This window comes from Stenotrophomonas sp. GL_101 (assembly GCF_057835675.1).
The window spans coordinates 1,725,286-1,751,104 of sequence record NZ_CM174432.1 but is presented as its reverse complement, the minus strand read 5'-3'; the positions used below and the strand labels follow the sequence as shown (position 1 = coordinate 1,751,104).

The 25,819-nt window shown below is 66.6% G+C and carries 26 protein-coding genes; 11 read left to right on the top strand and 15 right to left on the bottom strand.

What is annotated here, in order from left to right:
* Positions 1-38: 38 nt before the first annotated feature.
* The gene (locus AC3IR9_RS07930) at positions 39-734 is read right to left on the bottom strand and encodes a YiaD family glycine zipper/OmpA-like lipoprotein (RefSeq protein ID WP_489295194.1); all 696 of its coding nucleotides are present in this window, start codon (positions 732-734) and stop codon (positions 39-41) included.
* A 137-nt stretch (positions 735-871) separates the two neighbouring features.
* Complete coding sequence (locus tag AC3IR9_RS07925) at positions 872-2,287, bottom strand: cryptochrome/photolyase family protein (RefSeq protein WP_489295193.1); 1,416 nt, start codon at positions 2,285-2,287, stop codon at positions 872-874.
* 144 nt (positions 2,288-2,431) lie between these two features.
* Here AC3IR9_RS07925 and AC3IR9_RS07920 point away from each other — a divergent pair, with 144 nt between their 5' ends.
* From AC3IR9_RS07920 to AC3IR9_RS07905, 4 genes are all read left to right on the top strand, one after another.
* Entirely contained in the window at positions 2,432-3,019 is a 588-nt protein-coding gene (locus AC3IR9_RS07920) for a hypothetical protein (protein ID WP_489295192.1), read from the top strand.
* 127 nt (positions 3,020-3,146) lie between these two features.
* Entirely contained in the window at positions 3,147-3,776 is a 630-nt protein-coding gene (locus AC3IR9_RS07915) for a superoxide dismutase (RefSeq protein WP_489295191.1), read from the top strand.
* Positions 3,776-4,342, top strand: coding sequence for a flavin reductase family protein (locus AC3IR9_RS07910; RefSeq protein ID WP_489295190.1), 567 nt, complete (start codon positions 3,776-3,778; stop codon positions 4,340-4,342). The genes AC3IR9_RS07915 and AC3IR9_RS07910 overlap by 1 nt, the downstream gene beginning before the upstream one ends.
* A gap of 29 nt (positions 4,343-4,371) precedes the next feature.
* Complete coding sequence (locus AC3IR9_RS07905) at positions 4,372-4,698, top strand: tetratricopeptide repeat protein (protein WP_489295189.1); 327 nt, start codon at positions 4,372-4,374, stop codon at positions 4,696-4,698.
* Between the two features lie 137 nt (positions 4,699-4,835).
* Here the strand turns inward: AC3IR9_RS07905 and AC3IR9_RS07900 are convergent, their stop codons facing one another.
* The 4 genes from AC3IR9_RS07900 to AC3IR9_RS07885 are packed head-to-tail and all read right to left on the bottom strand — an operon-like array spanning position 4,836 to position 10,542.
* On the bottom strand, positions 4,836-5,474 hold the full coding sequence (locus AC3IR9_RS07900; RefSeq protein ID WP_489295187.1) for an inorganic diphosphatase: 639 nt from the start codon (positions 5,472-5,474) through the stop codon (positions 4,836-4,838).
* A 45-nt stretch (positions 5,475-5,519) separates the two neighbouring features.
* A complete protein-coding gene (locus tag AC3IR9_RS07895) occupies positions 5,520-6,902 on the bottom strand; it encodes a purple acid phosphatase family protein (protein ID WP_489295186.1) in 1,383 nt (460 codons plus the stop codon).
* Positions 6,899-8,014 (bottom strand): YncE family protein, encoded by a 1,116-nt coding sequence (locus AC3IR9_RS07890; RefSeq protein ID WP_489295185.1) that lies wholly within the window; start codon positions 8,012-8,014, stop codon positions 6,899-6,901. Before AC3IR9_RS07890 ends, AC3IR9_RS07895 begins: the two co-directional genes overlap by 4 nt.
* Complete coding sequence (locus AC3IR9_RS07885) at positions 8,014-10,542, bottom strand: TonB-dependent receptor (protein ID WP_489295183.1); 2,529 nt, start codon at positions 10,540-10,542, stop codon at positions 8,014-8,016. Before AC3IR9_RS07885 ends, AC3IR9_RS07890 begins: the two co-directional genes overlap by 1 nt.
* 150 nt (positions 10,543-10,692) lie before the next feature.
* Between AC3IR9_RS07885 and upp the strand changes: the two genes are divergently transcribed.
* Together upp and AC3IR9_RS07875 are read left to right on the top strand one after the other, a co-directional pair.
* On the top strand, positions 10,693-11,328 hold the full coding sequence (gene upp, locus AC3IR9_RS07880) for a uracil phosphoribosyltransferase (RefSeq protein ID WP_489295181.1): 636 nt from the start codon (positions 10,693-10,695) through the stop codon (positions 11,326-11,328).
* Between the two features lie 129 nt (positions 11,329-11,457).
* Positions 11,458-11,742, top strand: a complete 285-nt coding sequence (locus tag AC3IR9_RS07875; RefSeq protein ID WP_489295180.1) for a PsiF family protein — start codon at positions 11,458-11,460, stop codon at positions 11,740-11,742.
* A 126-nt stretch (positions 11,743-11,868) separates the two neighbouring features.
* Here the strand turns inward: AC3IR9_RS07875 and AC3IR9_RS07870 are convergent, their stop codons facing one another.
* The 6 genes from AC3IR9_RS07870 to rsmD all read right to left on the bottom strand — a co-directional run bounded on the left by AC3IR9_RS07870 (position 11,869) and on the right by rsmD (position 16,668).
* Entirely contained in the window at positions 11,869-12,759 is an 891-nt protein-coding gene (locus tag AC3IR9_RS07870; RefSeq protein ID WP_489295179.1) for an MBL fold metallo-hydrolase, read from the bottom strand.
* A gap of 108 nt (positions 12,760-12,867) precedes the next feature.
* Entirely contained in the window at positions 12,868-14,601 is a 1,734-nt protein-coding gene (gene ggt / locus AC3IR9_RS07865; RefSeq protein WP_489295178.1) for a gamma-glutamyltransferase, read from the bottom strand.
* Positions 14,598-14,879: a YfhL family 4Fe-4S dicluster ferredoxin gene (locus tag AC3IR9_RS07860; RefSeq protein ID WP_489295176.1), complete on the bottom strand. Its 282-nt coding sequence runs from the start codon at positions 14,877-14,879 to the stop codon at positions 14,598-14,600. The genes ggt and AC3IR9_RS07860 overlap by 4 nt, the downstream gene beginning before the upstream one ends.
* Positions 14,880-15,006: 127 nt before the next feature.
* Positions 15,007-15,498, bottom strand: coding sequence for a hypothetical protein (locus AC3IR9_RS07855; RefSeq protein WP_489295174.1), 492 nt, complete (start codon positions 15,496-15,498; stop codon positions 15,007-15,009).
* A gap of 47 nt (positions 15,499-15,545) precedes the next feature.
* Positions 15,546-16,055 (bottom strand): pantetheine-phosphate adenylyltransferase, encoded by a 510-nt coding sequence (gene coaD, locus AC3IR9_RS07850; protein WP_489295173.1) that lies wholly within the window; start codon positions 16,053-16,055, stop codon positions 15,546-15,548.
* A 7-nt stretch (positions 16,056-16,062) separates the two neighbouring features.
* Positions 16,063-16,668: a 16S rRNA (guanine(966)-N(2))-methyltransferase RsmD gene (rsmD, locus tag AC3IR9_RS07845; RefSeq protein ID WP_489295172.1), complete on the bottom strand. Its 606-nt coding sequence runs from the start codon at positions 16,666-16,668 to the stop codon at positions 16,063-16,065.
* A gap of 495 nt (positions 16,669-17,163) precedes the next feature.
* Here rsmD and AC3IR9_RS07840 point away from each other — a divergent pair, with 495 nt between their 5' ends.
* From AC3IR9_RS07840 to AC3IR9_RS07820, 5 genes are all read left to right on the top strand, one after another.
* Positions 17,164-17,871, top strand: a complete 708-nt coding sequence (locus AC3IR9_RS07840) for a hypothetical protein (RefSeq protein WP_489295171.1) — start codon at positions 17,164-17,166, stop codon at positions 17,869-17,871.
* A 337-nt stretch (positions 17,872-18,208) separates the two neighbouring features.
* A complete protein-coding gene (htpG, locus tag AC3IR9_RS07835) occupies positions 18,209-20,107 on the top strand; it encodes a molecular chaperone HtpG (protein ID WP_489295170.1) in 1,899 nt (632 codons plus the stop codon).
* A 231-nt stretch (positions 20,108-20,338) separates the two neighbouring features.
* Positions 20,339-21,694 carry a signal recognition particle-docking protein FtsY gene (gene ftsY / locus AC3IR9_RS07830; protein ID WP_489295169.1) on the top strand — a complete coding sequence of 452 codons (1,356 nt, stop codon included), beginning with the start codon at positions 20,339-20,341 and terminating at the stop codon, positions 21,692-21,694.
* Between the two features lie 120 nt (positions 21,695-21,814).
* On the top strand, positions 21,815-22,954 hold the full coding sequence (gene mutY / locus AC3IR9_RS07825) for an A/G-specific adenine glycosylase (protein ID WP_489295167.1): 1,140 nt from the start codon (positions 21,815-21,817) through the stop codon (positions 22,952-22,954).
* Positions 22,955-22,959: 5 nt separating this feature from the next.
* Entirely contained in the window at positions 22,960-23,238 is a 279-nt protein-coding gene (locus tag AC3IR9_RS07820) for an oxidative damage protection protein (RefSeq protein ID WP_489295166.1), read from the top strand.
* A gap of 69 nt (positions 23,239-23,307) precedes the next feature.
* Here the strand turns inward: AC3IR9_RS07820 and AC3IR9_RS07815 are convergent, their stop codons facing one another.
* The 3 genes from AC3IR9_RS07815 to AC3IR9_RS07805 form a co-directional block, all read right to left on the bottom strand.
* Complete coding sequence (locus AC3IR9_RS07815; protein ID WP_489295165.1) at positions 23,308-23,766, bottom strand: DUF6491 family protein; 459 nt, start codon at positions 23,764-23,766, stop codon at positions 23,308-23,310.
* Positions 23,767-23,853: 87 nt separating this feature from the next.
* Entirely contained in the window at positions 23,854-24,567 is a 714-nt protein-coding gene (lolD, locus tag AC3IR9_RS07810) for a lipoprotein-releasing ABC transporter ATP-binding protein LolD (RefSeq protein WP_489295164.1), read from the bottom strand.
* The gene (locus AC3IR9_RS07805) at positions 24,560-25,807 is read right to left on the bottom strand and encodes a lipoprotein-releasing ABC transporter permease subunit (RefSeq protein ID WP_489295162.1); all 1,248 of its coding nucleotides are present in this window, start codon (positions 25,805-25,807) and stop codon (positions 24,560-24,562) included. Before AC3IR9_RS07805 ends, lolD begins: the two co-directional genes overlap by 8 nt.
* Positions 25,808-25,819 lie beyond the last annotated feature (12 nt).

Sequence of the window (25,819 nt, the reverse complement as noted above, 5' to 3'; positions counted from 1 at the left end):
CGGCCGGTGACCGGAGCCGTAACGCTGCGCGTTACGCGTTATTGCCGAAGCGGAATCACCCGGATTTCCACGCGGCGGTTCTGCGCGCGGCCAGCGTCGGTGCTGTTGTCGGCGATCGGGTAAGCCTTGCCGGCACCCAGCGTTTCGATACGGGCACCCTGCACGCCTTGGGCGGTCAGGTAGGCAGCCACCGAATCGGCACGCTGCTTGGACAGACGGTTGTTGACCGCATCGCTGCCGATGCTGTCGGTGTGGCCAACCACTTCGATCATGGTCTGGTTGTACTCGGCAAGCGTGCTGGCCACGCCATTGAGCGAACCGTAGAACTGCGGCTTCAGCGTGGCCTTGCCGAAATCGAAGGTGATGCCGTCGGGCAGGTTCAGGGTCAGGTTGTCGCCATCGCGGGAAACGTCGATCCCGGTGTTGGCGGTACGCTCGCGCAGCGCGCGTTCCTGGCGATCCTGGTACTGGCCGATCGCCGCACCGCTGAGCGCGCCGATACCGGCACCGATCATCGCGTGCTGGCGGCGCTCGGTGGCACTGTTGCCACTGAGCAGGCCGGCGGCCACGCCAACGGCGGTACCGATCAGCGCGTTGCGGCCGGTCTTGTTCTGCTGCTCGGTGGGATTGCCGTAGGGGTCGGACTGGGTGTACGAGCCACCGGTAGCACAGGCCGACAAGGCGACGGCAGTCATCAGGGCCAGTGCCACGTTACGGGTTGCGGGTCGGATCATGGTGTTCTCCTTGGTTACCGGGTGACCGGCTTGCGGGCCGCCCAGAGCATAAACAGCCTGACGCGATGCCGGGATGACGACGCACACGGCCATCTGCCCCGCGTTCAGGTTTCTAAGCAGCGTCCTCGCCACGGGCGTTACGCGCTGCCGGTGTGCCGGTAAGCGTCCAGTGCCGCATCGCGACCGGCGGCCAGGTCGACCAACGGCATGCGGGGATACGAAGGCGCGTACGCGGCCAACAGCTGCGGGTGCTGCCACGGTGCAAAGCGCGCCTTCAATGGCAGCGCGGCCAGCTCCGGCACCCAGCGGGTGATGTAGCGCGCCTGTGGGTCGAACTTCCCGGCCTGGGTCACCGGGTTGAAGATGCGGAAATAGGGCGCGGCATCGGCGCCGGTGCCCGCTACCCACTGCCAGCCCATCGTGTTGTTGGCCAGGTCGGCATCCACCAGCGTGTCCCAGAACCAGCGCGCGCCCTCCAGCCAATGCTGGCGCATGTGCTTGCACAGGAAGCTGGCCACCAGCATGCGTACCCGGTTGTGCATGTAGCCCGTGGCCCACAGTTCGCGCAGCCCGGCATCGACGATGGGGATGCCGGTGCGGCCCTGCTGCCAGGCATGCAGCTGTGCCTCGTTGCGGCTAGCCCATTTGAAGCTGTCAAAGCGTGGATTGAGATTGTGGTCGGTGGTCTGCGGGAAGTGGTGCAGCAGGTGATATGAGAACTCGCGCCAGCCCAGCTCACGGAGGTAGCCGTCGATATCGGCGTCGCGACTGGCGCTGCGCTCGCCCTGCAACCGGCGCACGATCTGCCATGGCGCGATCTCACCGAAGTGCAGGTGCGGTGAGAGCAGCGAGGTGCCCACCCGGTCCGGCAGGTCACGCTGCTGCCGGTAGCCGTTCAGCGCGCCGTCGATGAATACCGTCAGCGCCTCGTGGGCACCGGCTTCACCGGGTTGCCAGTGCGTCCAGAACGGCGTGTCCCAGCCCAGTGTGGGGGCCAGGCCGAGGGCGTCCAGTGCATCGCCCTCCACCCCGTGCGCTGGCAGGCAGGCGGGCAGACGCGTCGGTGCCGGCACCTGCAGGCGAGTCAGTGCATTGCGCCAGTACGGCGTGAACACCTTGTACGGGCCGCCCTGCAGGGTCGTGATGTCCCACGGCTCGACCATCAGGCTACTGTTGTGGCTTTGGGCGTCGATGCCCTGTTCGCGCAGCGCGCGCTTGATCGTCGCATCGCGTGGCTGGGTGGCCGGTTCGTACTTGCGGTTCCAGTACACCGCCTGCGCGCCGGTCTGCGCGATCAATCGCTCCAGCACAGCCTGGCTGTCGCCCCGGCACAGCACCAGTGAAGACCCCCGTGCGCGCAGATCGGCACCCAGCGCGCCCAGCGAACGGTGCAGCCAGGCATCGGAGGCGGCGCCCGGGGTCCAGTCACCCTCTTCATGCGGCGCGTGGATATACACCGGCACCGGGAGGTGGCCGGCCTCCAGCGCCGCCTGCAATGCCGGGTTGTCCTGCAGCCGAAGATCCCGGCGGAACCATACCAACGCTACCGACACAATCAGCCCCTCGATATTCAGATGCCGCCATCATAGCCACGCCCAGTGAACACCGCGCGCGCGGCGCCCACCTGCAGCGTGTCAAGGCGCATGCCGCGCGCGTGGGGTAGGCTGGGGTTTCCCTGCTACCGGCAACGATCCCAGATGACCTCCCTGTCTGCACTGCGTCCTGCGTTCGCACGTTTCGACCCGCTGCGGCCGCAGCTGCCCGCATTGTGGAAGGGCCCGTTCGCACTGCCTGCGGCGCTGGCGCAGTTCTACCAGGACGTGGGCCCACACGGCGACACCCTGCACGCACACATCGGTCCGGTGGGCCTGTGCGTGCCAGGGGTGAATGTTGAGATTCCCGCGTTGGAGCGCCTGTGGGCACGGCAGGCCGGCTATCGCTGGGAGGGCGTCGACGAAACGCCCCTTGCCGGCTGGCCCGCGGCCTGGCTGGTGATCGCCGACCAGTATGCAGACCCGATCCTGCTGGACATCGACAGCGGTCGCATCCTGTTTGCCAGGCAGGGGGCCGGGCATTGGGACGCCGAGCCGCTTGCGCCGGACCTGGCCACGTTTGTCGCCGTGCTGGCAGCGGTGGGCACGGTCTACCTGGATGCCGACGACGACCTGCATGGCGAGGACGACGAAGTGCGCCCTGCCCATCATGCCGCAGCACTGCGTGCCGCCACCGAGGTACTGGGCAGCAGGCAGGCGGCGAAGGCGTTCTTCACTACGCTGGACTGGTGAGCTGGCCAAATCGCCAGGCCCTGGGCCGCCATCGCGCACGCGCCTGAACGCTGCCACCCCTTGCACTTGACCTCAACCCAGCTTGAGGTCCGATCATGCGCGCTCCCCCAACCCGGAGCGCCGCTCGATGTCCTACACCCTCCCCGCCCTGCCCTACGCCTACGACGCGCTTGAACCGCATTTCGATGCGCGCACGATGGAAATCCACCACGCGCGGCACCACCAGACCTACATCAACACCCTCAACGCGGCACTGGCCGATGCCGGCATCGAAGCGGTGCCGGTCGAGACGCTGATCGGCGATATCCCGGCGCTGCCCGAAGCGGTACGCAACGCCGTGCGCAACCACGGCGGCGGGCATGCCAACCACAGCCTGTTCTGGACCGTGCTCAGTGCCAATGGCGGCAGCCCCGACGGTGCGTTGGCGGCGGCGATCGACCGCGATCTGGGCGGTTACGATGCCTTCAAGGAGGCGTTCACCAAGGCAGCGCAGACCCGCTTCGGCAGCGGCTGGGCCTGGCTGACGCTGGGTCGCGACGGTACGCTGCAGGTCGAAAGCAGCGCCAACCAGGACAGCCCGCTGATGGGCGACTTCGCAGGCATGTCCGGCGGCACGCCGATCCTTGGCCTGGACGTGTGGGAACACGCCTACTACCTGCATTTCCAGAATCGCCGCCCGGACTACATTGCAGCGTTCTTCAACCTGATCAACTGGGCTGAAGTGGCGCGTCGCTTCCAGGCCGCAGGCGGGCGCTGATGGGCACCGGCCCGGTACCCGGCGGTGCAGCCCAGGAACGATCACTGCACGCGCCGTCGACCGGGCCGCACCCGGCGCAGCACAGCGTGCTGCCCCCCACCGCGCTGCGCCAGTTGTTCGGCCAGTACCCCACCGGCGTGGCAATCGCCACGACGGTCGATCCGCAGCGCGGCGTGATTGGCATGACCATCAACTCATTCGCCTCGTTGTCGCTCGATCCGGCGTTGGTGCTGTGGAGCATCGGCGAGCGTTCGCTCGACCTGCCCGCCTATCGCGATGCTGCCCGGTTCGGCATCAGCATCCTGTCGACCGCACAGGTCGAGGTGGCACGCCATTTCGCCGATCCATCACGACGCCGCTCCGCCGCGGGCATCGCGCTGCTGGATGGGATCGACGGCGTGCCCTTGGTGACCGGTGCAGTCGTCCGGTTGGTCTGCGCGGTTCAACAGACCATGGTTACCGGCGACCACCTGCTGATCATCGGCCAGGTCCTGCAGGCCAACACCACACCGAATGACACCCTCGCCTTCCACCGCGGTCGCTACGCACGCGTGCAGGGCTATTGATCACCCCCAACATGCCCTGGATACCGTTCATGGACCTCCTCGTACTGCAACGCATGCTCGGCCAGGGCCGCGACAGCCCGCTGCTCCGTTTCAGCCTGGGCAAGGCCCTGCTCGATGCTGGCCAGGCCGCGCAGGCAGTGGACCATCTGCGCCACTGCATCGCGCAGGACCCGCACTACTCCGCCGGGTGGAAGTTGCTGGGCAAGGCCTGCCTGGCCGCAGGCGACAACCGCGCCGCTGCAGCGGCCTGGCAACACGGCATCGACGTGGCGCAGCGCAAGGGTGACAAGCAGGCCGAAAAGGAAATGAGCGTGTTCCTGCGGCGCGCACTGAAAACACACTTGCCGGCCGCATGACTGGCCTGCACCTAGCCGAGCAACCCGTTGTTGTGCAGTGCAATCAGGCTCCACACCAGCGCCACGACACACAGCCCGGTGAAGCAGATCCAATTACTCTGCCCTTCGACCCCCTCCCATAGGTTCAGAGCGCCGGTTCAATCGCCCTTGGCGCGCCGCTGCCTGGCATCAAAGCGCTGCATCGAGTCCCGTATCAATACCTTGGCTTCTTCCGCATTGCCCCAGCCATTGAGCTGCACCGGATTGCGCCCTGCCGGCAGGTCCTTGTAGACCCGGAAGAACGCTTCGATGCGCTGGCGTTCGATCTGCGGCAGATCCTGCAGGTCACGGATGTTGGCGTAGGTGGGATCGAGCTTGTCGGTGGGCACCCCGATCACCTTCTCGTCGTGCTCGCCGTTGTCCACCATCTTCAGGTATCCGATCGGACGGAACCGCACGATCACGCCCGGATACAGTGGTTCGCGGGTGAGTACCAGGGCGTCGAGCGGGTCGTTGTCGCCGGCCAGCGTGCGCGGCATCGAGCCGTAGTTGGCCGGATAAGCCACCGGCATCGACTGGAAGCGGTCCACGTGCACCAGCCCGTCTTCCTTGATTTCATACTTGGTGACGCTGCCGGCCGGGATCTCCACCGCCAGGTTGGCTTCCTCCGGCGCCTCCCTCGGCTGGGCGGCCAGGAACGGATGCAGGATCGCGTTGGTGGCCGCAGAAGCGCCGGTGAGCAGCAGCAATGCGGCGGCAATGGCGGCCAGCGGAATGATACGTCGCGTGTCCATCATGATCTCCGTGGATGGCCGGACCCGGTGACGGGGCCGGCCGGGTCATCATTCCCAGCAACGGTCGGCGCGGCCCTTGAGGGTCTGCGTGCGCGTACAGTCGCGGGGGGCGATGCGTCCCTGCGTCACTTCGGTCTTGTGCTTGCGGCCGTCGGGCTGGCGGGTCAGTGTGAAACCGTCGTACAGCCCCCCGGTCACCGTACGCGCTTCGTAGCGCAATTGGCGTGGATCGATCGTGAGCACCTGGAACAGCTGGGTGTCCTCCCCGACCGGCGCCATGCTTGCGCGCGCCTGGTCGGACAGGCGGTACTGCTTCGGCCCGGCGACACTGACGATGTACTGCGGCGTGGCAGCCTGGCCTTCGCCACGGCGGCCATAGGTGTGATCGTGCCCCTGCAGCACCAGGTCCACCTGGTGGCGACGCACCACCGGCAACAGCACATCGCGCAGCTCGGCGTTCTCACGCCCCTCGCGCGGCGAGTAGAACGGCTGGTGCAGCAGCACGATGCTCCACGGGTGCGGGTTGTCGGCCAGTACCTTGTCCAGCCACGCGGCCTGTGCCTTGGCCGTACCCAGGTCCAGCGCCGAGGTGCCATCGAGCACCGCGATGCGCACGCCCTGGTAATCGAACCAGTAGGTGCTGGTATCCGCACTGTCCACGCCGTTGCGCGGCAGGGCGAAGGTCACCGGCCAATGGCGGCCCAGCACGCGGCGTTCCTGCGGGGTATCTTCGAACTCCTCGAAGTACTCATGGTTGCCGATCGCCGGAGCCACGACGGTTTCCTGCGGCAGCCAACCGGCGGCGGCAAACCATTCGCCCCATTCGCTGTCGTCCTGGCCATCGCCACCGCTGACCAGGTCGCCGGCAAACAGGCTCAAGCGCGCCTGCGGAGCGGCCTTGAGGCCGGCCCGCAACACGCGCGAAACGTGGCTGAGATTCTTGTTCTGGGTGTCGCCGAAGTACAGCAGGGTGAGCGGCTGCTCGGCCGTGCCGGCGGTGCGCAACTGGTTCCACGCGCTCCAGCTACCCTGGCCCTGCACGCGCCACAGGTACAGCGTGTCCGGCTGCAGGCCGGCGATGTCGGCGCGGTGGTAGTGCGCGCTACCGGTTTCGGTTTGCAGTGGGCGCGTGCTGGCAACAACCCGGGTCGGTGTTCCCACGTCGGGCGAATCACCGGCCAGCACCACCTCCAGCAGCGGCGTGCTGACCGTGGCATCGGTGCGCCAGGCCACCGCGAACCCCTGCGCGGCATCCTGCGCCGGCGAGGCAACGATGCGGTCCGGGAAACCGCTGGCGGCATAATGGCGATCACCCGCCGGCACCTGGGTGTTGGGTTCGACGGTGCCATCGGCCGGCTTGGCCAGTGCCGCGCCGCTGCACAGCAGCAGCACCAGTGCCAGGGTGGTCAACGAAGATCGTGCGCCGCTCATGGCGCGCATTCCAGCGGCAGCGACAACTGCCTGGCCACGCTGGCCCAGTCGAACGCCACCACGCCCTGGTCGTCATGCACCGCATACAGCACCCCCTGCGGGAAGCGCGCCGACGCGGTCGAATCCATCCAGATGCCGTCGGTGTTGGCCACCGTGTTGCCCTGGAACGCACCGACATGCTTGAGCGTGTGCCGGTCGAACAGGTGGAAGACGCTGCGCTGCTTGCCCTGTTCGGTGGTGATCCACCAGCCGTCCTTGCCGCAGGGGCGCAGCATCACGCCTTCGGCCTGGGCCTTGAACGCATCGCGGCCGAAGGTGGTGCCGGTGAAGCGGCCTTCCAGCGTGTAGACCTTGAACTCGCTGGCGTAGGTTTCGTCTTCCTCGGCAATCAGCAGCCGGTCATTGACCGGGTCGCCCCAGATCGACTCGACCACGCGCAGCGCGCCGGCCTCACCGGTGTCGCCAAAGCTCGATACCAGCCGTGCGTCCAGCGCGCCGTCTTTCAGGGTCAACCCATAGCGACGCACGCGCTTGTCCAGTTCAGCCAGTGGCGGCAGCACGTCATTGCCCTGCGCGTCCTCACCGGCATCATAGGAATCGGTGACGTACACGTCGTAGCCTTCACGCTGCTTGTTGACCCACAGGCCGTAGGGCTTGCGCAGGTCGCCGGCGGCGAACGTGCCAAGCGGTGTGAAGTCGGGCAACTGCAGCACCTGCACGCGATGGTTGTCGCGCTCGACGATCAGCACCAGGTCGTCGATGACGGCGATGCCGTTGGGCCGGTCAAACTGGCCCGGGCCGGTGCCGGTACTGCCCACGTCACGCAGGTGCGCGCCGCTCTGGCCGTCGTAGACGACCAGTTTGTCGGTCGCCTTGGCCGTGGCGATCAACCACGTCCTGCCATCGGGCGCGGTCCAGCTGGCCGGCGAATCGATGTTGTCGGCCGGGGTCATCGGGGTCAGGAAGGCTTCGGCCACGGTCGTAACCGAACGCGGGGCACTGGCCGCTGGCGCGCCCGCGGTCGCCGCCGTGGTTTCCGGTGCCGGCTTGCAGCCGGCCAGCACGGCGACAATGGCCAGGCCCAGCAGCCCGGGCAGGCGGGGCGCGCGCATCACAGTGCCACCTTCAGGCCCAGGGCGTAGGTGCGGCCATATTCTTCCATCTGCAGGGTGCGCGACCGTGTGCCCTGGTAAAGCTCAAGCGGCTTGTCCAGCAGATTCTGGGCCTCGACGTACATGCTGACGCGCGGGGTGAACTTGTAGTCCAGCGAGAAGTCCAGCTGGGTGTTGGGGGCCACGTAGATGTCATACGCGCGGCCCTTGCCCAGCGTGTCCAGGTACTCGCTGCGGTACACCGCGGCAAGGCGGGTGCTCAGGCCGGCCTTTTCGTAACCGATGTGGGCGCCGTACACGTGCTTGGACGCACGCGGCAGCATGAAATCTTCCCCGGCGCGGTCGGCGATGCCGGCATCGAACTCGGTATCCAGCCAGGTACCGCTGGCGCCAACCAGCAGCCCGTCCCAGCCGGCGGGCAGGAACGTCAACTGCTGCTGCCAGTTGAATTCGGCACCGCGCACGGTGGCCTTGTTGCCGTTGATCGGCTGGGTCACATCGTAACCATCGTAGGCCGGGTCGTTGCTGCGCACGGTCTCCACGATGTAGCCATCGATGGACTTGTGGAACAGGCCCAGCGAGAGGATGCCGGAGTTGCCGAGGTACTTTTCCAGCGACAGGTCGAGGTTCCGGGACTCGTAAGGATCAAGATCCGGGTTGCCCAGGCGCACTTCTTCGTCGCCACGGCTGTAGCCCACGCGCGGGGAAATGTCACCGAAGGACGGGCGCGAAACGGTCTTGTTGGCCGATGCGCGCAACACCCAGTCGTCGCCGGCGTCGTAGCGCAGGTGCAGGCCCGGCAGCACGTTGGTGTAGCTGCGGTTGGCCACCACCGGGGCAACCGTATAGCTGCGTCCATCCTCGGCAACATCGACCTGGTTGCCGGTGGCCTTGAACTGGGTGTTCTCCACGCGTACGCCGCCGATGATGCGCAGCGCACCGATGTCCCAGGTGCCCATCGCGTAACTGGAGAAGATGTCCTCGCTGGCGATGTAGTCCTCCTCCAGCGAGGCCACTGCGTTGCCACCGGCCTCCTGCGGGCGGGCGCTGTACTCGCCGCCACGCTGGGCCCAGTAGCGGCGCATGGCGTCAGAACTCATGCCCTGGCCAAGCGAACCGTGCCGATGCTCCGGGCTGGACGTGCTCCAGTCGGCCAGGTTGATGGCCGGGCCGCGCCGCAGCTCGGTCTCGTCGGTGTTGACGTCGCGGTCGCGCCAGCGGCCCAGCAGGCCGACCTTGTAGCTGGCGTTGTCGCCGTCGAAGCGCAGGTTGACCTGCGCGCTGTGTTCGGTGTCATCCACCTGCTTGGGCGACAGCACCACGCGGTCGAAGGCGTAGTTGGCGTTGTCCATCCAGGTGCTGTCGCCCAGCGTGTACGTCGGCAGGCGGCTGCGCTGGTCGAGCGTGCCGGACAGGTCGTCACCGTCCAGTTCGAAGCGCGCTTCCATTTCGTCATTCACGCGTTCTTCGGTCTTGGTGTAGCCCACTTTGTAATCCACCACCGCACCGGCCAGGCGGTTCTCGCCGCCCAGGCTCAGGGCCAGCGTGTTTTCCTTCTTGGTGCGGTAGCGCATGCGCTTCTGGATGGCATCGGCCGGCATGTCGTCCAGGCGGAACTGGTCGGTGCCGGTCGCCACCATGTCGGCATCATCGAAATTGAAAATGGTGCGCTGGCGGGTTTCAGCGTCGTCGAACTGGCTGTACAGCGTGCGCAGGTAGTAGCGGCTGTCGTCGTTGGGGCGCCAGTCCAGGTTGAGGTTGGCGCCGATGCGCTTGCGCTCGATCTCGTACTTGCGGTGCTGCAGGTTGATGGCGGTGACATCGCCCGGTGCGGCATCCTCCTCACCGTCGTACTCGACCTCGGTGTTGTCCGATTCAAACGTGCGCTTCTGGTAGTTCACACCCAGCGCCACACCGAAGGTGTTGGCGAATACATCGCTGTAATTGAACGCGGCCTTCGGGCTGGTTTCGCCGGACAACTGCTGGTGACTGGCTTCGATCTTGCCGCGCAGGCTGCGTCCATCACGGTCGAAGGCCGAGGCAGATTCGACCAGGATCGCGCCGCCGATGGCATCGCCCGGCATGTCCGGGGTCGGCGACTTGACCACGCGCAGGCGCTCGGTGGAGTCCGACGGAATCACGTCCAGCGGCGCGGCGCGGCTGGAATCTTCCGGGGTGCCGATGGCGATGCCGTCCACGCTGACGCTGTTGAGGTTGGCATCCAGGCCACGGATCACCACGAAGCGGCCTTCGCCCTGGTCGCGGGTGACGCTGACGCCGGGCAGGCGCTGCAGCGATTCGGCCACGTTCTTGTCCGGATAGACGCCCATCGCATCGGACGATACCGCGTCCTCGATGGCGTCACTGCTGCGCTTGAGATCGACCGCGCGGGTCTGCGATTCGAGCTGGGGGCGGACTTCGACGCGGTCCAGGTCGGTGGCGGCGCCTTCGGCGGCAAAGGCCGATGGACTGGTGGTGACCAGCAATGACAGGCTGATTGCCAGCCCCAGCGAGGTTTTCTTCTGCACGGCTATCCCCAACGGCGTAAAGATTGGGTCAGGACGGTATGTCCGGCAGGTTTCATGGGCATGACATCCGGGCAGGTACTGGCCCTGCGCTTTGGGATTGGGGAGCGGTCGGGCACACTATCTGCCTCTCCTTGCTCCCCTGCCCCTGCCATGAAAATTGTCGAAGTCCGCCACCCGCTGGTGCAGCACAAGATCGGCCTGATGCGCGACGCGTCCCTGAGTACCAAGGACTTCCGCGAGCTGGCCAACGAGCTTGGCGGCCTGCTGGCCTACGAGGCCACCGCCGACCTGGATACCGAAGCCCACACCATGGCCGGCTGGGCCGGTCCGGTGACGGTGCAGCGCATCGCCGGCGCCAAAATCACCGTGGTGCCGATCCTGCGTGCGGGGCTGGGCATGCTCAGTGGCGTGCTGTCGCTGATCCCGGCCGCCCGGGTAAGCGTGGTCGGTCTGCAGCGCGATGAGGAAACCCTGCAGCCGGTGCCCTACTTCGAACGCCTGACCGGCCGCCTGGAAGAGCGCGACGCGCTGATCCTGGATCCGATGCTGGCCACCGGCGGCACCCTGATCGCCACGATCGACATGCTCAAGCGCGCCGCTGCACGCCGTATCAAGGGCATCTTCCTGGTGGCCGCGCCCGAAGGCATCGCCGCCGTGCAGGCCGTACACCCGGACGTGGAAATCTACACGGCAGCCATCGATGCCCAGCTCAACGAGAAGGGCTACATCCTGCCGGGCCTGGGCGATGCCGGCGACCGCATCTTCGGCACCCGCGTGGTCGGCTGACAGCCCCTGCACGAGGGGTGGGCCGTGCACGCGGCCTGCCCTTGCGCGTGACGGCCCCGGTATTCACGCGGCCTACGCATCGACAGGCAGAAGCTGCGCGCAACCTCAACCCGCGCGTGGAACTGCCCGATGAAGACCGTGTCCCTGCTGGCCTGTCTGCTGTTGATCAGCAGCCCCATGATCGCCAGCGCCGCCACCCCGCAGCAACAGCGCATGGCCGATTGTTCGGCCAAGAACAAAGGCAAGACCGGCGAGGACTACAAGGCCTCGCAGAAGGCCTGCCTCAGCGCGCCCGCGCCGGCCGCTACCACGCCGCAGGAACGCATGAAAAGCTGCAACGCCGATGCCGCCAGCAAGAAGCTGGCCGGTGATGCGCGCAAGACGTTCATGAGTGGCTGTTTGAAGGCGCATTAGGGCGGCGGCGCATTTCGCCACCGCCCGGTAGCGCCCGACCGTTGGTCGGGCGACGGCGCAACGCGCCGGGGTTTATCGCATGGGAACCCAGCCGTGCCGACCAACGGTCGGCAGCTACCGTGCGGGTCAGGCCAGCGCGCGCGCCTTCAGCTCACCCTGTTCGTGGACGGTACCAAAGCGGCCCTTCTCATCGCGTGCCACCTGTGCCAGCGCGCACTGCGGGTCGTGGGTAAAGAACAGGTGTACGTTGCGCGCCAGTTTGTCTTCCAGGAAGCTGCGCTTCTCGTCGATCAGCAGCTCGGCATTGCGGTCGTAGCCCATGGTGATCGGCACGTGCACCCAGGAACGTCCGGGGATCAGGTCCGCACAGAACACCACGCCCCCGCGCGACTGGCCGTCGGCCTGCTGCTCGGGGCCGACGATCTCGGCCAGCATCAACCCCGGCGTGTGGCCGTCGCTGAAACTGAAACGCACGCTCTGGCCCAGCGCCTTGGAGTACGGCCCGTCGACGATTTCCAGCCGGCCACTGGCCTGCAGCAACGCCGGCAGCTCGGGGATGAAGCTGGCGCGGTCGCGCGGATGCGGATGCAGTGCGCGCTGCCAATGCTCGGCGCCGACCAGGAAGGTGGCATTGGGGAACAGCAGCTCGGGCCCGCGACCTTCGCTCCATTGCGCCAGCAGCCCACCGGCATGGTCGAAGTGCAGGTGGCTGAGCACCACCACGTCGATGTCCTCATGCTCGAAGCCGGCCTCGCGCAGCGATTCCATCAGCACATGGCGCGGTTCCTGCACGCCGTAGCGCTCACGCAGCTTGGGCTCGAAGAAGGCGCCGATGCCGGTTTCAAACAGCACCGTCTTGCCGGCAAGCGGGCTGGCCAGCAGCGCCCGGCAGGCCAGTTCGATGCGGTTGAGATCATCCGGTGCCGCCCATTTTTCCCAGACCGCACGCGGCGCGTTGCCGAACATCGCACCGCCGTCGAGCTTCTGGGAGTTGCCGCGTATGGACCATAGTTTCATCGGTAAATTATCCGGCGAACCGCGTTAAATATTCGCTAGTGGCGATGACGCCTGTCATGAAAAACCCCGCCGGGTGGCGGGGTTGAGATCAAAGCCCGGCACCACCGGTCAGGGCGGGGTCACCGCGGCACTGCCGACCGGGTTGCGCGGGTCGCTGCCGCCGCTGAGCACGTTGGTCGCACGGTTCCATTCCACGGTCTGCAGGTTGCCCCAGACATGGCTGGAGCCGCGCCCGCCGGCGGCGCTGTCACCGGGCAGGTCGATCTTGTGGCCCATCGCCTGCAGCTGCTTGATGGTGCCGGCATCGAACGCATCGGTCTCGGCCTCGATCAGGTCCGGCAACCACTGGTGGTGGTAACGCGGCAGTGCGGCCACCTGCTGCGCGTCCAGGCCATCGTCATAGCCCAGGATGCCCAGCAGCACCATGGTGATGATGCGGCTGCCGCCCGGGGTGCCCAGCACGACCACCTTGTCGGCCGACTCCATGAAGGTCGGGGTCATCGAACTGAGCATGCGCTTGCCCGGCTTGGGCGCGTTGGCCGCATACCCCATCACACCGAATGCATTGGGCGTGCCCGGCTTCAGCGCGAAGTCGTCCATTTCGTTGTTGAGCAGCACGCCGGTGCCCTTGGGAATCAGGCCCGAGCCGTACAGCAGGTTCACCGTCTGGGTGGCGCCGACGCGGTTGCCCTCGCGGTCGATGATCGAGAAATGGGTGGTTTCGTCGTCTTCCAACGGCGTCGGGTTGCCCGACAGCAGGTCGCTGGGGGTGGCCTTTTCCGGGTGGATGGTCGCACGCAGCCCCTGCGCGTAGTCCTTGCTGGTCAGCACCTTCTGTGGGATGGCCACGAAATCCGGGTCGCCCAGGAAGAACGTACGGTCACGGTAGGCGCGGCGCATGGCTTCCACCACCAGGTGCGTACGGTGCGCCGGGTCCATCGCCTTGATGTCCCAGCCCTCCAGGATCTGCAGCATCGATGCCAGCGCGATGCCGCCCGACGAAGGCGGCGAGGCGGTGGTGATCTTCCAGTCGCGGTAATTGAACACGATCGGCTCGCGCAGCTTGACCCGGTAACCGGCCAGCTCCTCGGCAGTCCACTTGCCACCGGCCTGCTTCACCCCGGCCAGCAGCAGCTTGCCGGTCTGGCCCTTGTAGAAGCCATCGAAGCCCTGCTCGGCCAGGCGCTCGAAGGTGGCGGCCAGTTCCGGCTGGCGGAACAGGTCGCCTTCGGCGATCGCCCTGCCGTTGCGCAGGTAGACCTCGCGTGTTCCAGGGTAGCGCTCCATCACTTCGCGGCGCGAGGCATAGCCCTTGGCCATGCGCGCATACACCGGGAAACCATCGCGGGCGATGCGCATCGCCGGGCCGAGCGAGGTGCGCAGCGGCAGCTTGCCGTGCTTGCTCGACAGCTCCACCAGCGCCGCCGGCAGGCCGGGGATACCGGCCGACCACGGGCCGTTGACCGAGCGGTCCCGATCCAGTGCGCCGTTCTTGTCCAGGTAGGCCGCCTCGGTGCCGGACTGCGGCGCGGTCTCGCGCGCATCCAGCATCACATCCTTGCCCGTGGCCGCGTCATGCAGCAGGAAGAAACCGCCGCCGCCAAGCCCTGAGCTGATCGGCTCGACCACGGCCAGCACCGAAGACACGGCCACGGCCGCATCGAACGCATTGCCGCCCTGGGTTAGGATTTCCATGCCGGCCTCGGTGGCCAGGTGGTGGCCGCTGGCAATCGCCGCACCCTGCGGATGTTTGGCCAGGGGGGCCTGTGCCGGCGCGGCGGCGCCTGCCATCGGGGACCACAACAGGACGAGCAGCAACCAGCGAGGCGACAGCATGTTCATTCGGATGGGGGCTCCGCATAAAGTTCGGGATGGTCGCGCTGCAGGCCGAACAACTTGGCCAGCAGGGCGTCCTGGGTTTCCGGGAGGTCCGGATCCGGGTCGATGCATTCGACCGGGCAGACGACCACGCATTGGGGTTCGTCGAAGTGTCCCACGCACTCGGTGCAGCGGGCCGGATCGATCACGTAGATGGTGTCACCCATCGAAATGGCCTGGTTGGGGCAGGCGGGCTCACAGACGTCACAGTTGACGCAGAGCTCGTTGATTTTCAGCGACATGGCGGTATTGCTCCACGCCCACGCCGGCGGATGAAGACCGGCCCACGCTGGCGCGGGCCGGTGTCCGGCGGCTCCCTGGCCGGAAGCCGCCCGGGCCGCGCCAGAAGCGCGGCCGCCACTGCATGGGTTACTTGGCTTCTACGAAGATGTACTCGGCGCCGGTCGGCTGCACGATGGCCTGCACGCGGGCGTTGTCAGCGGCTTTGCCGATGAACACCACGCGCACGCCCTTCATCGAGTCCGGCGACACGTCCTTGAACACCACCTGGATCATGTCGGCCATCTTCGCCGAGGCCGACGAACCGAAGGCCAGCATGTTGCCCGGCTGGATGCCACGGGCCACGGCCTGGGTGGCGCTCTCGACCTGGCGCTCGTACTTGGCGGCGAAGTCCGGGTCCGATTCCGGGGCGAGGTAGTACAGGAACGGGCTGTTGGTGATGTTGCCCATGTTCTGCACCGCCACCGACTGCAGGTACTTCTTCCAGCCGGCATCGTCATTGGCGTCCGGGGCGACCAGCGCCTGCTGGGCGTCGGCGACCGGTGCGGCTTCTTCCTTCTTGCAGGCGGTGAAGGCCAGCGCGAACGACGCGATCAACATGGCACGCATGGTGTTGTTCATGGAATTCCTCCCTTGGTAAATCTTGGTATGTATGGGTCTGACGGGTTTTACGATGGGCCCGACTTCGCTTCACGGACCTTGCGCAGCGCCTCGAGCACCGAGGCCGGCACGAAGCCGGACACGTCGCCCCCCAGGCGGGCGATCTCACGGACCAGCGAAGACGAAATGAAGCTGTGCTGCTCGGCCGGGGTCAGGAACAGGGTCTCGACCTCGGGGATCAGGTGGCGGTTCATGCTGGCCATCTGGAATTCGTACTCGAAATCGGACACCGCGCGCAGCCCGCGCAGCAGCACCCCGCCCTGCACCGAACGCACGAAATGCGCCAGCAGGGTATCGAAGCCGCACACTTCCACGTTGCGGTTGTGGCCGAGCGCGTCGCGCGCCAGCTGCACGCGCAGTTCCAGTGGCAGCGTCGGGCCCTTGGACGGACTCTGCGCTACGCCAACCACGACCTTCTCGAACAACGGCGCGGCCCGGTTCACCAGGTCGATATGACCATTGGTAATCGGATCGAAGGTGCCCGGGTACACGGCAATGCGGCGGTTGGCCACGGTCATACGGTAGCTACGCGTTGTGATCTGGTGAAAGTGTAGCAGCGGCGCGGCGGTACAGGGCAAAACGCACCTCCCGGGTGCCGCCCTCCCGATGCAGCAGCCACGGCGCTGGCACCCGCGGCGCCTGCGCGGCCGGCGACTCCAGGTACAGCCACGCATCGGCGGCCAGGTGCGGCCCCAGCCCGGCCATCACCTCGGCCCATACCCCATCGGCGAACGGCGGGTCGACGAACACGATATCGGCCTGCCCTGTCGGCGCCTGCCGCAACCACTGCAGCGCATCGGCCTGGACCACCTCGACCTGGCCCTGCGCGCCCAGCTTGCCCACCGAATCGCGCAACTGCCGGGACAATCCCGCATCCCGCTCGACCAGCGTGGCCCGCACCGCCCCACGCGACACCGCCTCCAGCCCCAGCGCGCCACTGCCGGCAAACAGATCCAGCACCCGCGCCCCGCCGAGTCGCGGTGCCAGCCAGTTGAACAGCGTCTCCCGCACCCGGTCACTGCTCGGCCGCAGCCCAGGCAGCAACGGCACCGGCAGCTTGGTCCCGCGCCACTTGCCACCGATGATCCGCACCTGGCCGACCGGCGCACCCACTGGCTGGCGCGGCTTCATGCGCGGCTCCCGGGCAAAACGAGGGTGGCAGGAGCGATCAGGCGGAAACAGGTCATGGGCACGCAGGGCAGGCGGTTCGAGCCAACATTCTAAGCGGTGATGCCGGGCGCACGCGTCTCCATGCACCAAAAGCGACACATGGCCTCCCTCAGTGGACGGCGGACAAATTCCGCCCACCTCCATCATTGCCTCATCCAGGCTCACCTCGGTGACGAGCGACTTGAACTCCCGGTTCTGCTCCTCCAGCCGCCGCGGGCGTTTCTGCTCGGATGGGCACAGAGCGCGGCATCGAATCACCTTTCAGGAATGGGCTACCCGCTGAGCAGGAAATCAGCGCGCCACGACAGTCCGCCATTCACCGTGCCAATGACCACGCAAGAATCAATGCAAATGATTCCGCGCCTGACTGGCATTTTCGAGACGGGGCACCCTGCATAGCCTCCTTTAACTAATGAGAATCCAAATGCCGCATCAGCGGCCACCAGGACACTCACAATGAAGAAACTTGCATTCGCCCTGATAATTGCATTTCCAGTATCCGCAACCCCTCCTCCCCCTCCCTCTCCCCAGGATCGGGTTGAAATGAATACAAGTGGGCAGAGGACACTGATCAGGGCCTCTGAGTGGCCAGACTTCGAAGGAGGCCTTATCGCTGTAGAACAGCGCCTATTGATGAACGAGGACGGGAATCCCACCTATCAGTATTCTCGCCAAAGCAGGGCAACACAGCTTTACCACGAGGCATTTTGCCTCGAAAAGAACGCCAGGCCGGCTGGAGGCGAGGCAGTGCTAAAAGGCAGCATCGCGGCCTGGATATGCGAGCTGAGCGACGGGGATGAAGCGCTCGACCCAGAAGCGATCAGCCCTCAACGGCCGCCGGCATCAAAAGAGCATCTGGATAGATCATCCGATTATGTTTTTGCAAATGCACCGAATGGCTCCGCCAGCGCCGGCGTCAACTTCCACTCCACGGGCACCATTCGCTACAGCAGCTCAAGCTCCGGCTCAATGCGAGGAAGCGTTTCAGTCGATAGCGGCAAATGCGCAACCGATTTCTCACAATATTACAATGGCCCGTTCAGCGGAAACCATATCGCGACCGCAATCTGCATCGTTCATGAGCCGAGAAGGATATCAACGAAAATGGAAGGCTGCGTCCCCCAGCTATGCGGCGCTGATAGTGGCTCGGTGACTGTCAACTGAAGGAAACGCACTTGTTCCCGAGTCCCAGTATGCCTACCAGCTGGCAAGCCGCATCACCAGCAAAGGAATACGACCTGGGATGTTGAGTAAATAGTGTGATCCTCATTAAAAATGGCGGTGAAGCGCGACCACTTCAGGCGGACGCGCTCCACCTCGCCCCCATCGACGTTGAAGGCCCGCCACTGTCCACCGCCTCCGCCGCCCACGCAATAAGGCTCCACGCTCTGGCCCAGGCTCCACGTTCTGCCCCCACGCTCTTGAAAACCCACCCCACCACCCCTACCCCTTGAGCCAGCCGCCGCGCCAAGCGCGGCATCGACCAAGGAGCATCGCCACCGTGACCGAGCAGACCCAAAAGCAAACCCTGGGCTTCCAGACCGAAGTAAAGCAGCTGCTGCAGCTGATGATCCACTCGCTGTACTCCAACAAGGAAATCTTCCTTCGCGAGCTCATCTCCAACGCCGCCGACGCCTCGGACAAACTGCGCTTTGAAGCGCTGACCCAGCCGGGCCTGCTCGAAGCCGACGGCGACCTGCGCATCCGCGTCAGTTTCGATGCCGGCGCCAACACCCTCACCATCGACGACAACGGCATCGGCATGAGCCGTGAAGATGCCATCGCCCACCTGGGCACCATCGCCAAATCCGGCACCGGCGACTTCCTGAGCCAGCTCTCCGGCGACCAGAAGAAGGACTCCCAGCTGATCGGCCAGTTCGGCGTCGGCTTCTACAGCGCCTTCATCGTCGCCGACCAGGTCGACGTCTACTCCCGCCGCGCCGGCCTGCCCGCCAGCGATGGCGTGCATTGGTCCTCGCGCGGTGAAGGTGAGTTCGACGTCGCCGCCATCGACAAGCCCGAGCGTGGCACCCGCATCGTCCTGCACCTCAAGGACGACCAGCGCGACTTCGCCGACGGCTGGCGCCTGCGCGGCATCATCAAGAAGTATTCGGACCACATCGGCCTGCCGATCCAGATGGTCAAGGAAGCCTATGGCGAGGACACCCCGGCCGAGGTGGAATGGGAAACCGTCAACCGCGCCAGCGCGCTGTGGACCCGCCCGCGTACCGACATCACCGATGCCGAGTACCAGGAGTTCTACAAGCACGCCGCCCACGACCACCAGGACGCGCTGGCCTGGAGCCACAACAAGGTCGAAGGCAAGCTGGAGTACACCTCGCTGCTGTACGTGCCCGGTCATGCCCCGTTCGACCTCTACCACCGCGACGCCCCCAAGGGCCTGAAGCTGTACGTGCAGCGCGTGTTCGTGATGGACCAGGCCGAGCAGTTCCTGCCGCTGTACCTTCGCTTCATCAAGGGCGTGGTCGACTCCAACGATCTCTCGCTGAATGTCTCGCGCGAAATCCTGCAGTCCGGCCCGGTCATCGACTCGATGAAATCAGCCCTGACCAAGCGTTCGCTGGACATGTTGGAAAAGCTCTCCAAGGACAAGCCCGAGGTCTACGCCGGCTTCTGGAAGCAGTTCGGCCAAGCGCTCAAGGAAGGTCCGGCCGAGGACGCCAACAACCGCGAGAAGATCGCCGGCCTGCTGCGCTTCGCGTCCACCCATGAGGCCAGCGGCGAGCAGAGCGTGGCACTGGCCGACTACATCGCCCGCATGATCGACGGCCAGGACAAGATCTACTTCCTGACCGGCGACAGCCACACCCAGGTCAAGGACAGCCCGCACCTGGAAGTGTTCCGCAAGAAGGGCATCGAAGTGCTGCTGCTCACCGACCGCATCGATGAATGGCTGATGGGATACCTGACCGAGTTCGACGGCAAGTCGTTCGTCGACGTCGCCCGTGGCGACCTGGACCTGGGCGCGCTGGAAAGCGCCGAGGACAAGCAGGCCCAGGAAGACGCCGCCAAGGACAAGCAGGGCCTGGTCGATCGCATCAAAGCCGCGCTCGGCGAGGAAGTGGCCGACGTGCGCGTCTCGCACCGCCTGACCGATTCCCCGGCGATCCTGGCCATCGGCGAACAGGACCTCGGCCTGCAGATGCGTCAGATCCTGGAGGCCAGCGGGCAGAAGGTGCCCGACAGCAAGCCGGTGTTCGAGTTCAACCCCGGCCACCCGTTGATCGGCAAGCTGGACCAGGAAGCGGACGCCGCCCGCTTTGACGACCTCAGCCGCGTGCTGTTCGACCAGGCCGCGCTTGCCGCCGGCGACACGCTGAAGGACCCGGCCGCTTACGTGCGCCGGCTCAACAAGCTGCTGCTGGAATTGTCCGCGTAAGGCCAGCGGCACCGGGCATGCGGGGACGGCCCGCACCCGGTAGGGGTCGACCGTTGGTCGACCCACGCCGTCAGGCGCGCATGCCCCGCAACGCCCCCACCAGGTCGTGGCGCCGCCGGATCAGCGCGGCATTGGCCGAACCAGCGGCCTGCGGGCCGCCACCCTGAGTGCACGCGGGCCGCACAAGCCCGGGTGGTAGCATATCCCACTGAATTTAAGCGTCTTTTGCCCATGCTCAGCTTCTTCCGTCGCAAAAAGCCCCAGGACGCTCCGCAGGACGCGCCCAAGACCCAGCATTATTCGGCTGAAGAACTGGCCGCGGCATTCCCGTCGGCCAGCCAGGATGCCCCGGCGGCACCGGTAGAGCCGACACCGACTGCCGGCGTCGCCGCGGCTGCCACGCCCGCGCCGGTTGCAGCAGCACCTGCGCCTGCAGCGCCGGTCGCATCGGAACCGGTCCGGCCGGAGCCTGTCGTGGCGCCGGCCGCGGTCGTCGCAGCGCCCGCACCGGTCATCGCAACACCCCTGCATACCCCGGGCCCGGTACACATCGCCGAGCCGATCGCCGCCCCCCTGCCCGCCCCGGTACTGGTGGCCAGCGAAATCACCCAGCAGGCCGCGCAGCCGCTGGCCAGCGAGCCGGGCACCGATGTCGCCCCCGCGGCGGCCGGCAAGACCGGTTGGCGCGACCGCCTGCGCAACAGCGTCATCGCCCGCAGCTTCGGCGGCCTGTTCTCGCGCAACCCCAAGCTCGACGATGACCTGCTCGACGAACTGGAAACCGCGCTGATCACCGCCGACGTCGGTGTCGGTGCCACCACGGCACTGGTTGAAGGCCTGCGCAAGCGCATGAAGGCACGCGAATTCGCCGATGCCAGGCAACTGCTGTCCGCGCTGCGTAGCGACCTGATCGCGATCCTGCAGCCGGTCTCCAAGCCGCTGGTCATCGACCGCACGGCCAAGCCGTTCGTGGTGCTCACCGTCGGCGTCAATGGCGTCGGCAAGACCACCACCATCGGCAAGCTGTCCAAGCGCTTCAAGGACGAGGGCCACAGCCTGATGCTGGCCGCCGGGGATACCTTCCGCGCCGCCGCCGTGGCCCAGTTGCAGGCCTGGGGCGAGCGCAACGGCGTGGCCGTGATCGCGCAGGGGCAAAATGCCGATGCCGCATCGGTGGCCTTCGATGCACTGCAGGCCGGCAAGGCGCGCGGCATCGAGGTGCTGATTGCCGATACCGCCGGCCGCCTGCATACCCAAGGCGGGCTGATGAACGAACTGGGCAAGATCCGCCGCGTGCTCGGCAAGATCGACCCCAGCGCGCCGCATGAAGTGCTGATGGTGATCGATGGCACCACCGGTCAGAACGCGCTGTCGCAGCTGCGCCAGTTCCACGCTGCGGTGACCGTGACCGGCCTGGTGGTGACCAAGCTGGACGGCACCGCCAAGGGCGGCGTGGTGTTCGCACTGGCGCGCGAGTTCGGCATTCCGATCCGCTTTGCCGGCATCGGCGAGCGCCCGGAAGACCTGCGCGTGTTCGATCCGGAAGCCTTCGTCGACGCGTTGCTGCCCGAAGCCTTGGGCGGCTGACAACGCGCCGCCCTCGGTCGCGCCGCCCATGGGTGGCCGCGCTACCCGGGCTGGCCAATCGGCGACCCTGCACGGTCGCAGCCACCGCTGGGGTGGCGCTCCCCCCGTAATGGAAACGCGATGCCACGCCAGCCTGCCGCCAGCGCTCCTGCCACCGTCGACGATGCCTTCGTCGCACGGCTGCTGCCGTGGTTCGATGGCCACGGCCGCCACGACCTGCCCTGGCAACATCCGCGCACGCCCTACCGGGTATGGCTGTCGGAGATCATGCTGCAGCAGACCCAGGTGGCCACGGTCATCCCGTACTTCCTGAAATTCCTGCAGGTGTTCCCCACCCTGCCGGCGCTGGCCGCCGCCAGCAACGACGCGGTGATGGCACAGTGGGCCGGGCTGGGCTACTACGCACGTGCCCGCAACCTGCACGCTGCCGCCCAGCACTGCGTGGCCCTGCACGGCGGCGACCTGCCGCGCGATGTCGAGGCGCTGCAGGCGCTGCCCGGCATTGGCCGCAGCACGGCGGCGGCGATACTCAGCCAGGCCTGGAACGATCGCGCCGCGATCCTCGACGGCAACGTCAAGCGTGTGCTGACCCGTTACCACGGCATCGACGGCTTCCCCGGCCTGCCGGCGGTGGAGAAAGTGCTGTGGGCGCTCGCCGAGACGCATGCGCGGCACGTGCCGAGCACGCGCCAGGCCGACTACACCCAGGCGCAGATGGACCTGGGCGCGACGGTCTGCACCCGCAGCAAGCCGGCGTGCGTTATCTGCCCTCTGCAGGTCGATTGCGTTGCCCGCCGCCAGGGCCGCAGCGACCAGTTGCCCACACCCAAGCCCAGCAAGACCCTGCCCGAACGCGAGGCGGTCGCCCTGCTGCTGCGCGATGGCCAGGGCCGGGTACTGCTGCAGAAACGTCCGGACACCGGCATCTGGGCACAACTGTGGACATTGCCGCAGGCCGACAACGGCATCGCGCTGCAGGACTGGTTCGACGCACACGTTGACGGCTCGCTGGAAGACGCTGAACCGCTGCCGGTCCTGCAGCACACCTTCAGCCATTACCGCCTGCATCTGCAGGTGCTGGCGCGGAAGGTCGATGGCCTGCGTCGCGACGACCCGGCACTGCGCTGGGTCGCCGCTGAAACGCTTTCCACGCTGGGCCTGCCCGCACCGATCCGCAAGCTGCTGGAAACCGGCGCGCCGCCCCCCCTGCCCAAGCGCCGTACAATGCCCCGCGCAGCGACATTCCAAGACCCCGAGTGAGCCTCATGCCCCGCACCGTTTTCTGCCAGTACGAACAACGCGATACCGACGGCCTGGACTTCGTGCCCTATCCCGGCGAACTGGGCCAGCGCATTTTCAACGGCACCGGCAAGAGCGCCTGGAGCGCCTGGCTGGCGCACCAGACCATGCTGATCAACGAGAACCGGCTGTCCCCGCGCGACCCCCAGCACCGTGCCTTCCTGGAAGCGGAGCTGGTGAAGTTCCTGTTCGGCGGTGGCGCCGAAGCGCCGGCCGGATTCGTGGCACCCACCCCGGGCCCGTAGGTACCGACCGTTGGTCGGTACACCGCATCAACGGCCTCGATCCCGCGCGCCACGACCAACGGTCGTGGCCTACCGTGCGGCAGGCTGGCCTTCTTCGCGCTCCTGCACCTGCGCCTGGCGCAGCTCCTGCTCGGAGGCGCGCAACGCCTTGACATCCAGCTTGCGGATGCTGCCGATGAAGCACGGCAGGCTCGGGCCGGGGCTGCCATCGCGTACCAGTACCTTGTCGAACCGCGACGACACCTGGCCCATCTGGCTGGTCAGGCCGATGGCGCTGGCAAAGGACAGCCCCTGGCAGGGGCCACGCAGTTCCAGCAGATAGGCCTCGCTGGGCCGGGTCCACACCGCCAGCGCGCTGTCGCCCAGCTCGGTCCAGCCGTTGAGCGAGCCAAAGTACTGCAGGTTCGGCTGTGGCGCAGCGGCATGGGCGCGGTACAGCGCCAGCCGCTGCTCGCTGGTGAGGCGGCCGGTGGTGGCACAGGCCACCAGGGTCAGGCACAGCGCAGTGGCTGCGATCAGGGTCTTCATGGCGCCTCCAATGGGGATGACTGCGCCGATCATGCGCCTATCGTGTGAGGCCGGCGACAGGATCGCGCCGGCCATTCAGCCACCGGCTCAGACCTGGCTGTGGGCCAGCGCGTGCAGCCGCCCTTCGCGCAGTTCCAGTACCCGGTCCAGCTTGCGGGCCAGGCTGCGGTCGTGGGTCACCAGCACCAGGCTGGTGTGGTGGGCGCGGTTGAGCTCCAGCATCAGCTCGAACACGGTTGCGGCGGTCTTGTCATCCAGGTTGCCGGTGGGCTCGTCGCCGAGCACGCAGGCCGGCTGGTTGACCAGCGCGCGCGCAACGGCGGCACGCTGGCGTTCGCCGCCGGACAACTCGCCAGGCTTGTGGTCCAGGCGATGGCCCAGCCCGACCGATTCCAGCAGCGCGCGTGCGCGTTGACGCGCACTGGCCACGGCTTCGCCGCCCAGCAGCCCGGGCATCATCACGTTTTCCAGCGCGGTGAATTCCGGCAGCAGGTGGTGGAACTGGTACACAAAGCCCAGGGCGCGGTTGCGCAGCTGGCCGCGCTGACCGTCCGACAGCCCGGACATCCGGTGCCCGGCCACGTACACCTCGCCTGCGGTCGGCGTATCCAGCCCGCCCAGCAGGTGCAGCAGTGTGCTCTTGCCGGCCCCGGAGGCGCCGATGATGGCCACCGTCTCGCCGGCCGACACGCTCAGGTCCAGCCCATGGAACACCGGCGTCTGCATCCGGCCTTCGGCATAGGTCTTGGCCAGCGCATCGGCGCGGATCACTTCGTCGCCGCGATTGATCGGCTCATTCATAGCGCAGGGCCTCTGCCGGCTGGGTGCGGGCGGCGCGCCACGCGGGGTACAAGGTGGCCAGGAAGCTCATGGCCAGCGCAATGACCGTGATGATGACGATATCCGGGGTCTGCATGTCGGTAGGCAGGCCGGTGATGTAGTACACGTCTTCGGGCAGCAGCTTGACGTTGAACACCGTCTCGATGGCGCCGAGGATGCGCTCCAGGTTCAAGGTCAGCGTGATGCCGCCGATCACCCCGGCCACCGTGCCCATGATGCCGATCAACGACCCCTGCACCATGAACACCTGCATCACTCCGCCGGGGCTGAGCCCGAGCGTGCGCAGGATGGCGATGTCGGCCTGCTTGTCGGTGACCAGCATCACCTGCGAGGACACCAGGTTGAACGCGCCCATGGCGATGATCAGCGAGAGCAGGATGCCCATCACCACCTTTTCCATGCGCAGCGAGTGGTACAGGTTCGCGTTCTGCTGGGTCCAGTCGCTGACCCGGTAGGCACCGCCCAGGTCGTGCGCCAGATCTACCCCCACCTCCAGCGCCTTGTCCATGTCATGCAGCTTGAGCCGCACGCCGGTAACGCCGTCCATGCGCAGCACGCGCTCCAGATCGGCCATGTTGGCGTAGGCCACGCCGCGGTCGATTTCGTTGTAACCGGCTTCAAAAATGCCGCTGACCTTGAAGCGCTTCAATCGCGGCATCGCCCCGACCGGGGTGCCCTGCACTTCGGCCAGGGTCACCAGCACGCTGTCACCGACATCCACGCCGAGCCAGATCGCCAGTTCCTTGCCGATCAGCAGGTTGTAGCTGCCCGGGGTGATGCTGTCGAAGCTGCCCTTGCCCTTCAGCACCTTCTGGTTGATCACCGACACGCCCGGCTCCAGCGCCGGATCGATGCCCTGCACGATCGCTCCCTGCACGCGTGGGCCGCTGAGCATGGCCTGGATCTCGATGTACGGCGCAGCGCCGGCCACGCGCGGATCCTTCCTGGCGATGTCCACCGCACGCTGCCAATCGGACATCGGCGCGCCGTCGCTGGTGATGGTGGTGTGCGCGGTCATCTGCAGCAGGCGGTCACGGATTTCCTTCTGGAAACCGCTCATGACCGCCAGCGTGGTGATCAGCACGGTCACGCCCAGCGCGATGCCGAGGATGGAGGCCATCGAGATGAAAGAGATGAAGCCGTTGCGGCGCTTGGCGCGCAGGTAGCGCAGGCCAATGGAAACAGGGATGGGTTTGAACATGCAGGTGCGCCG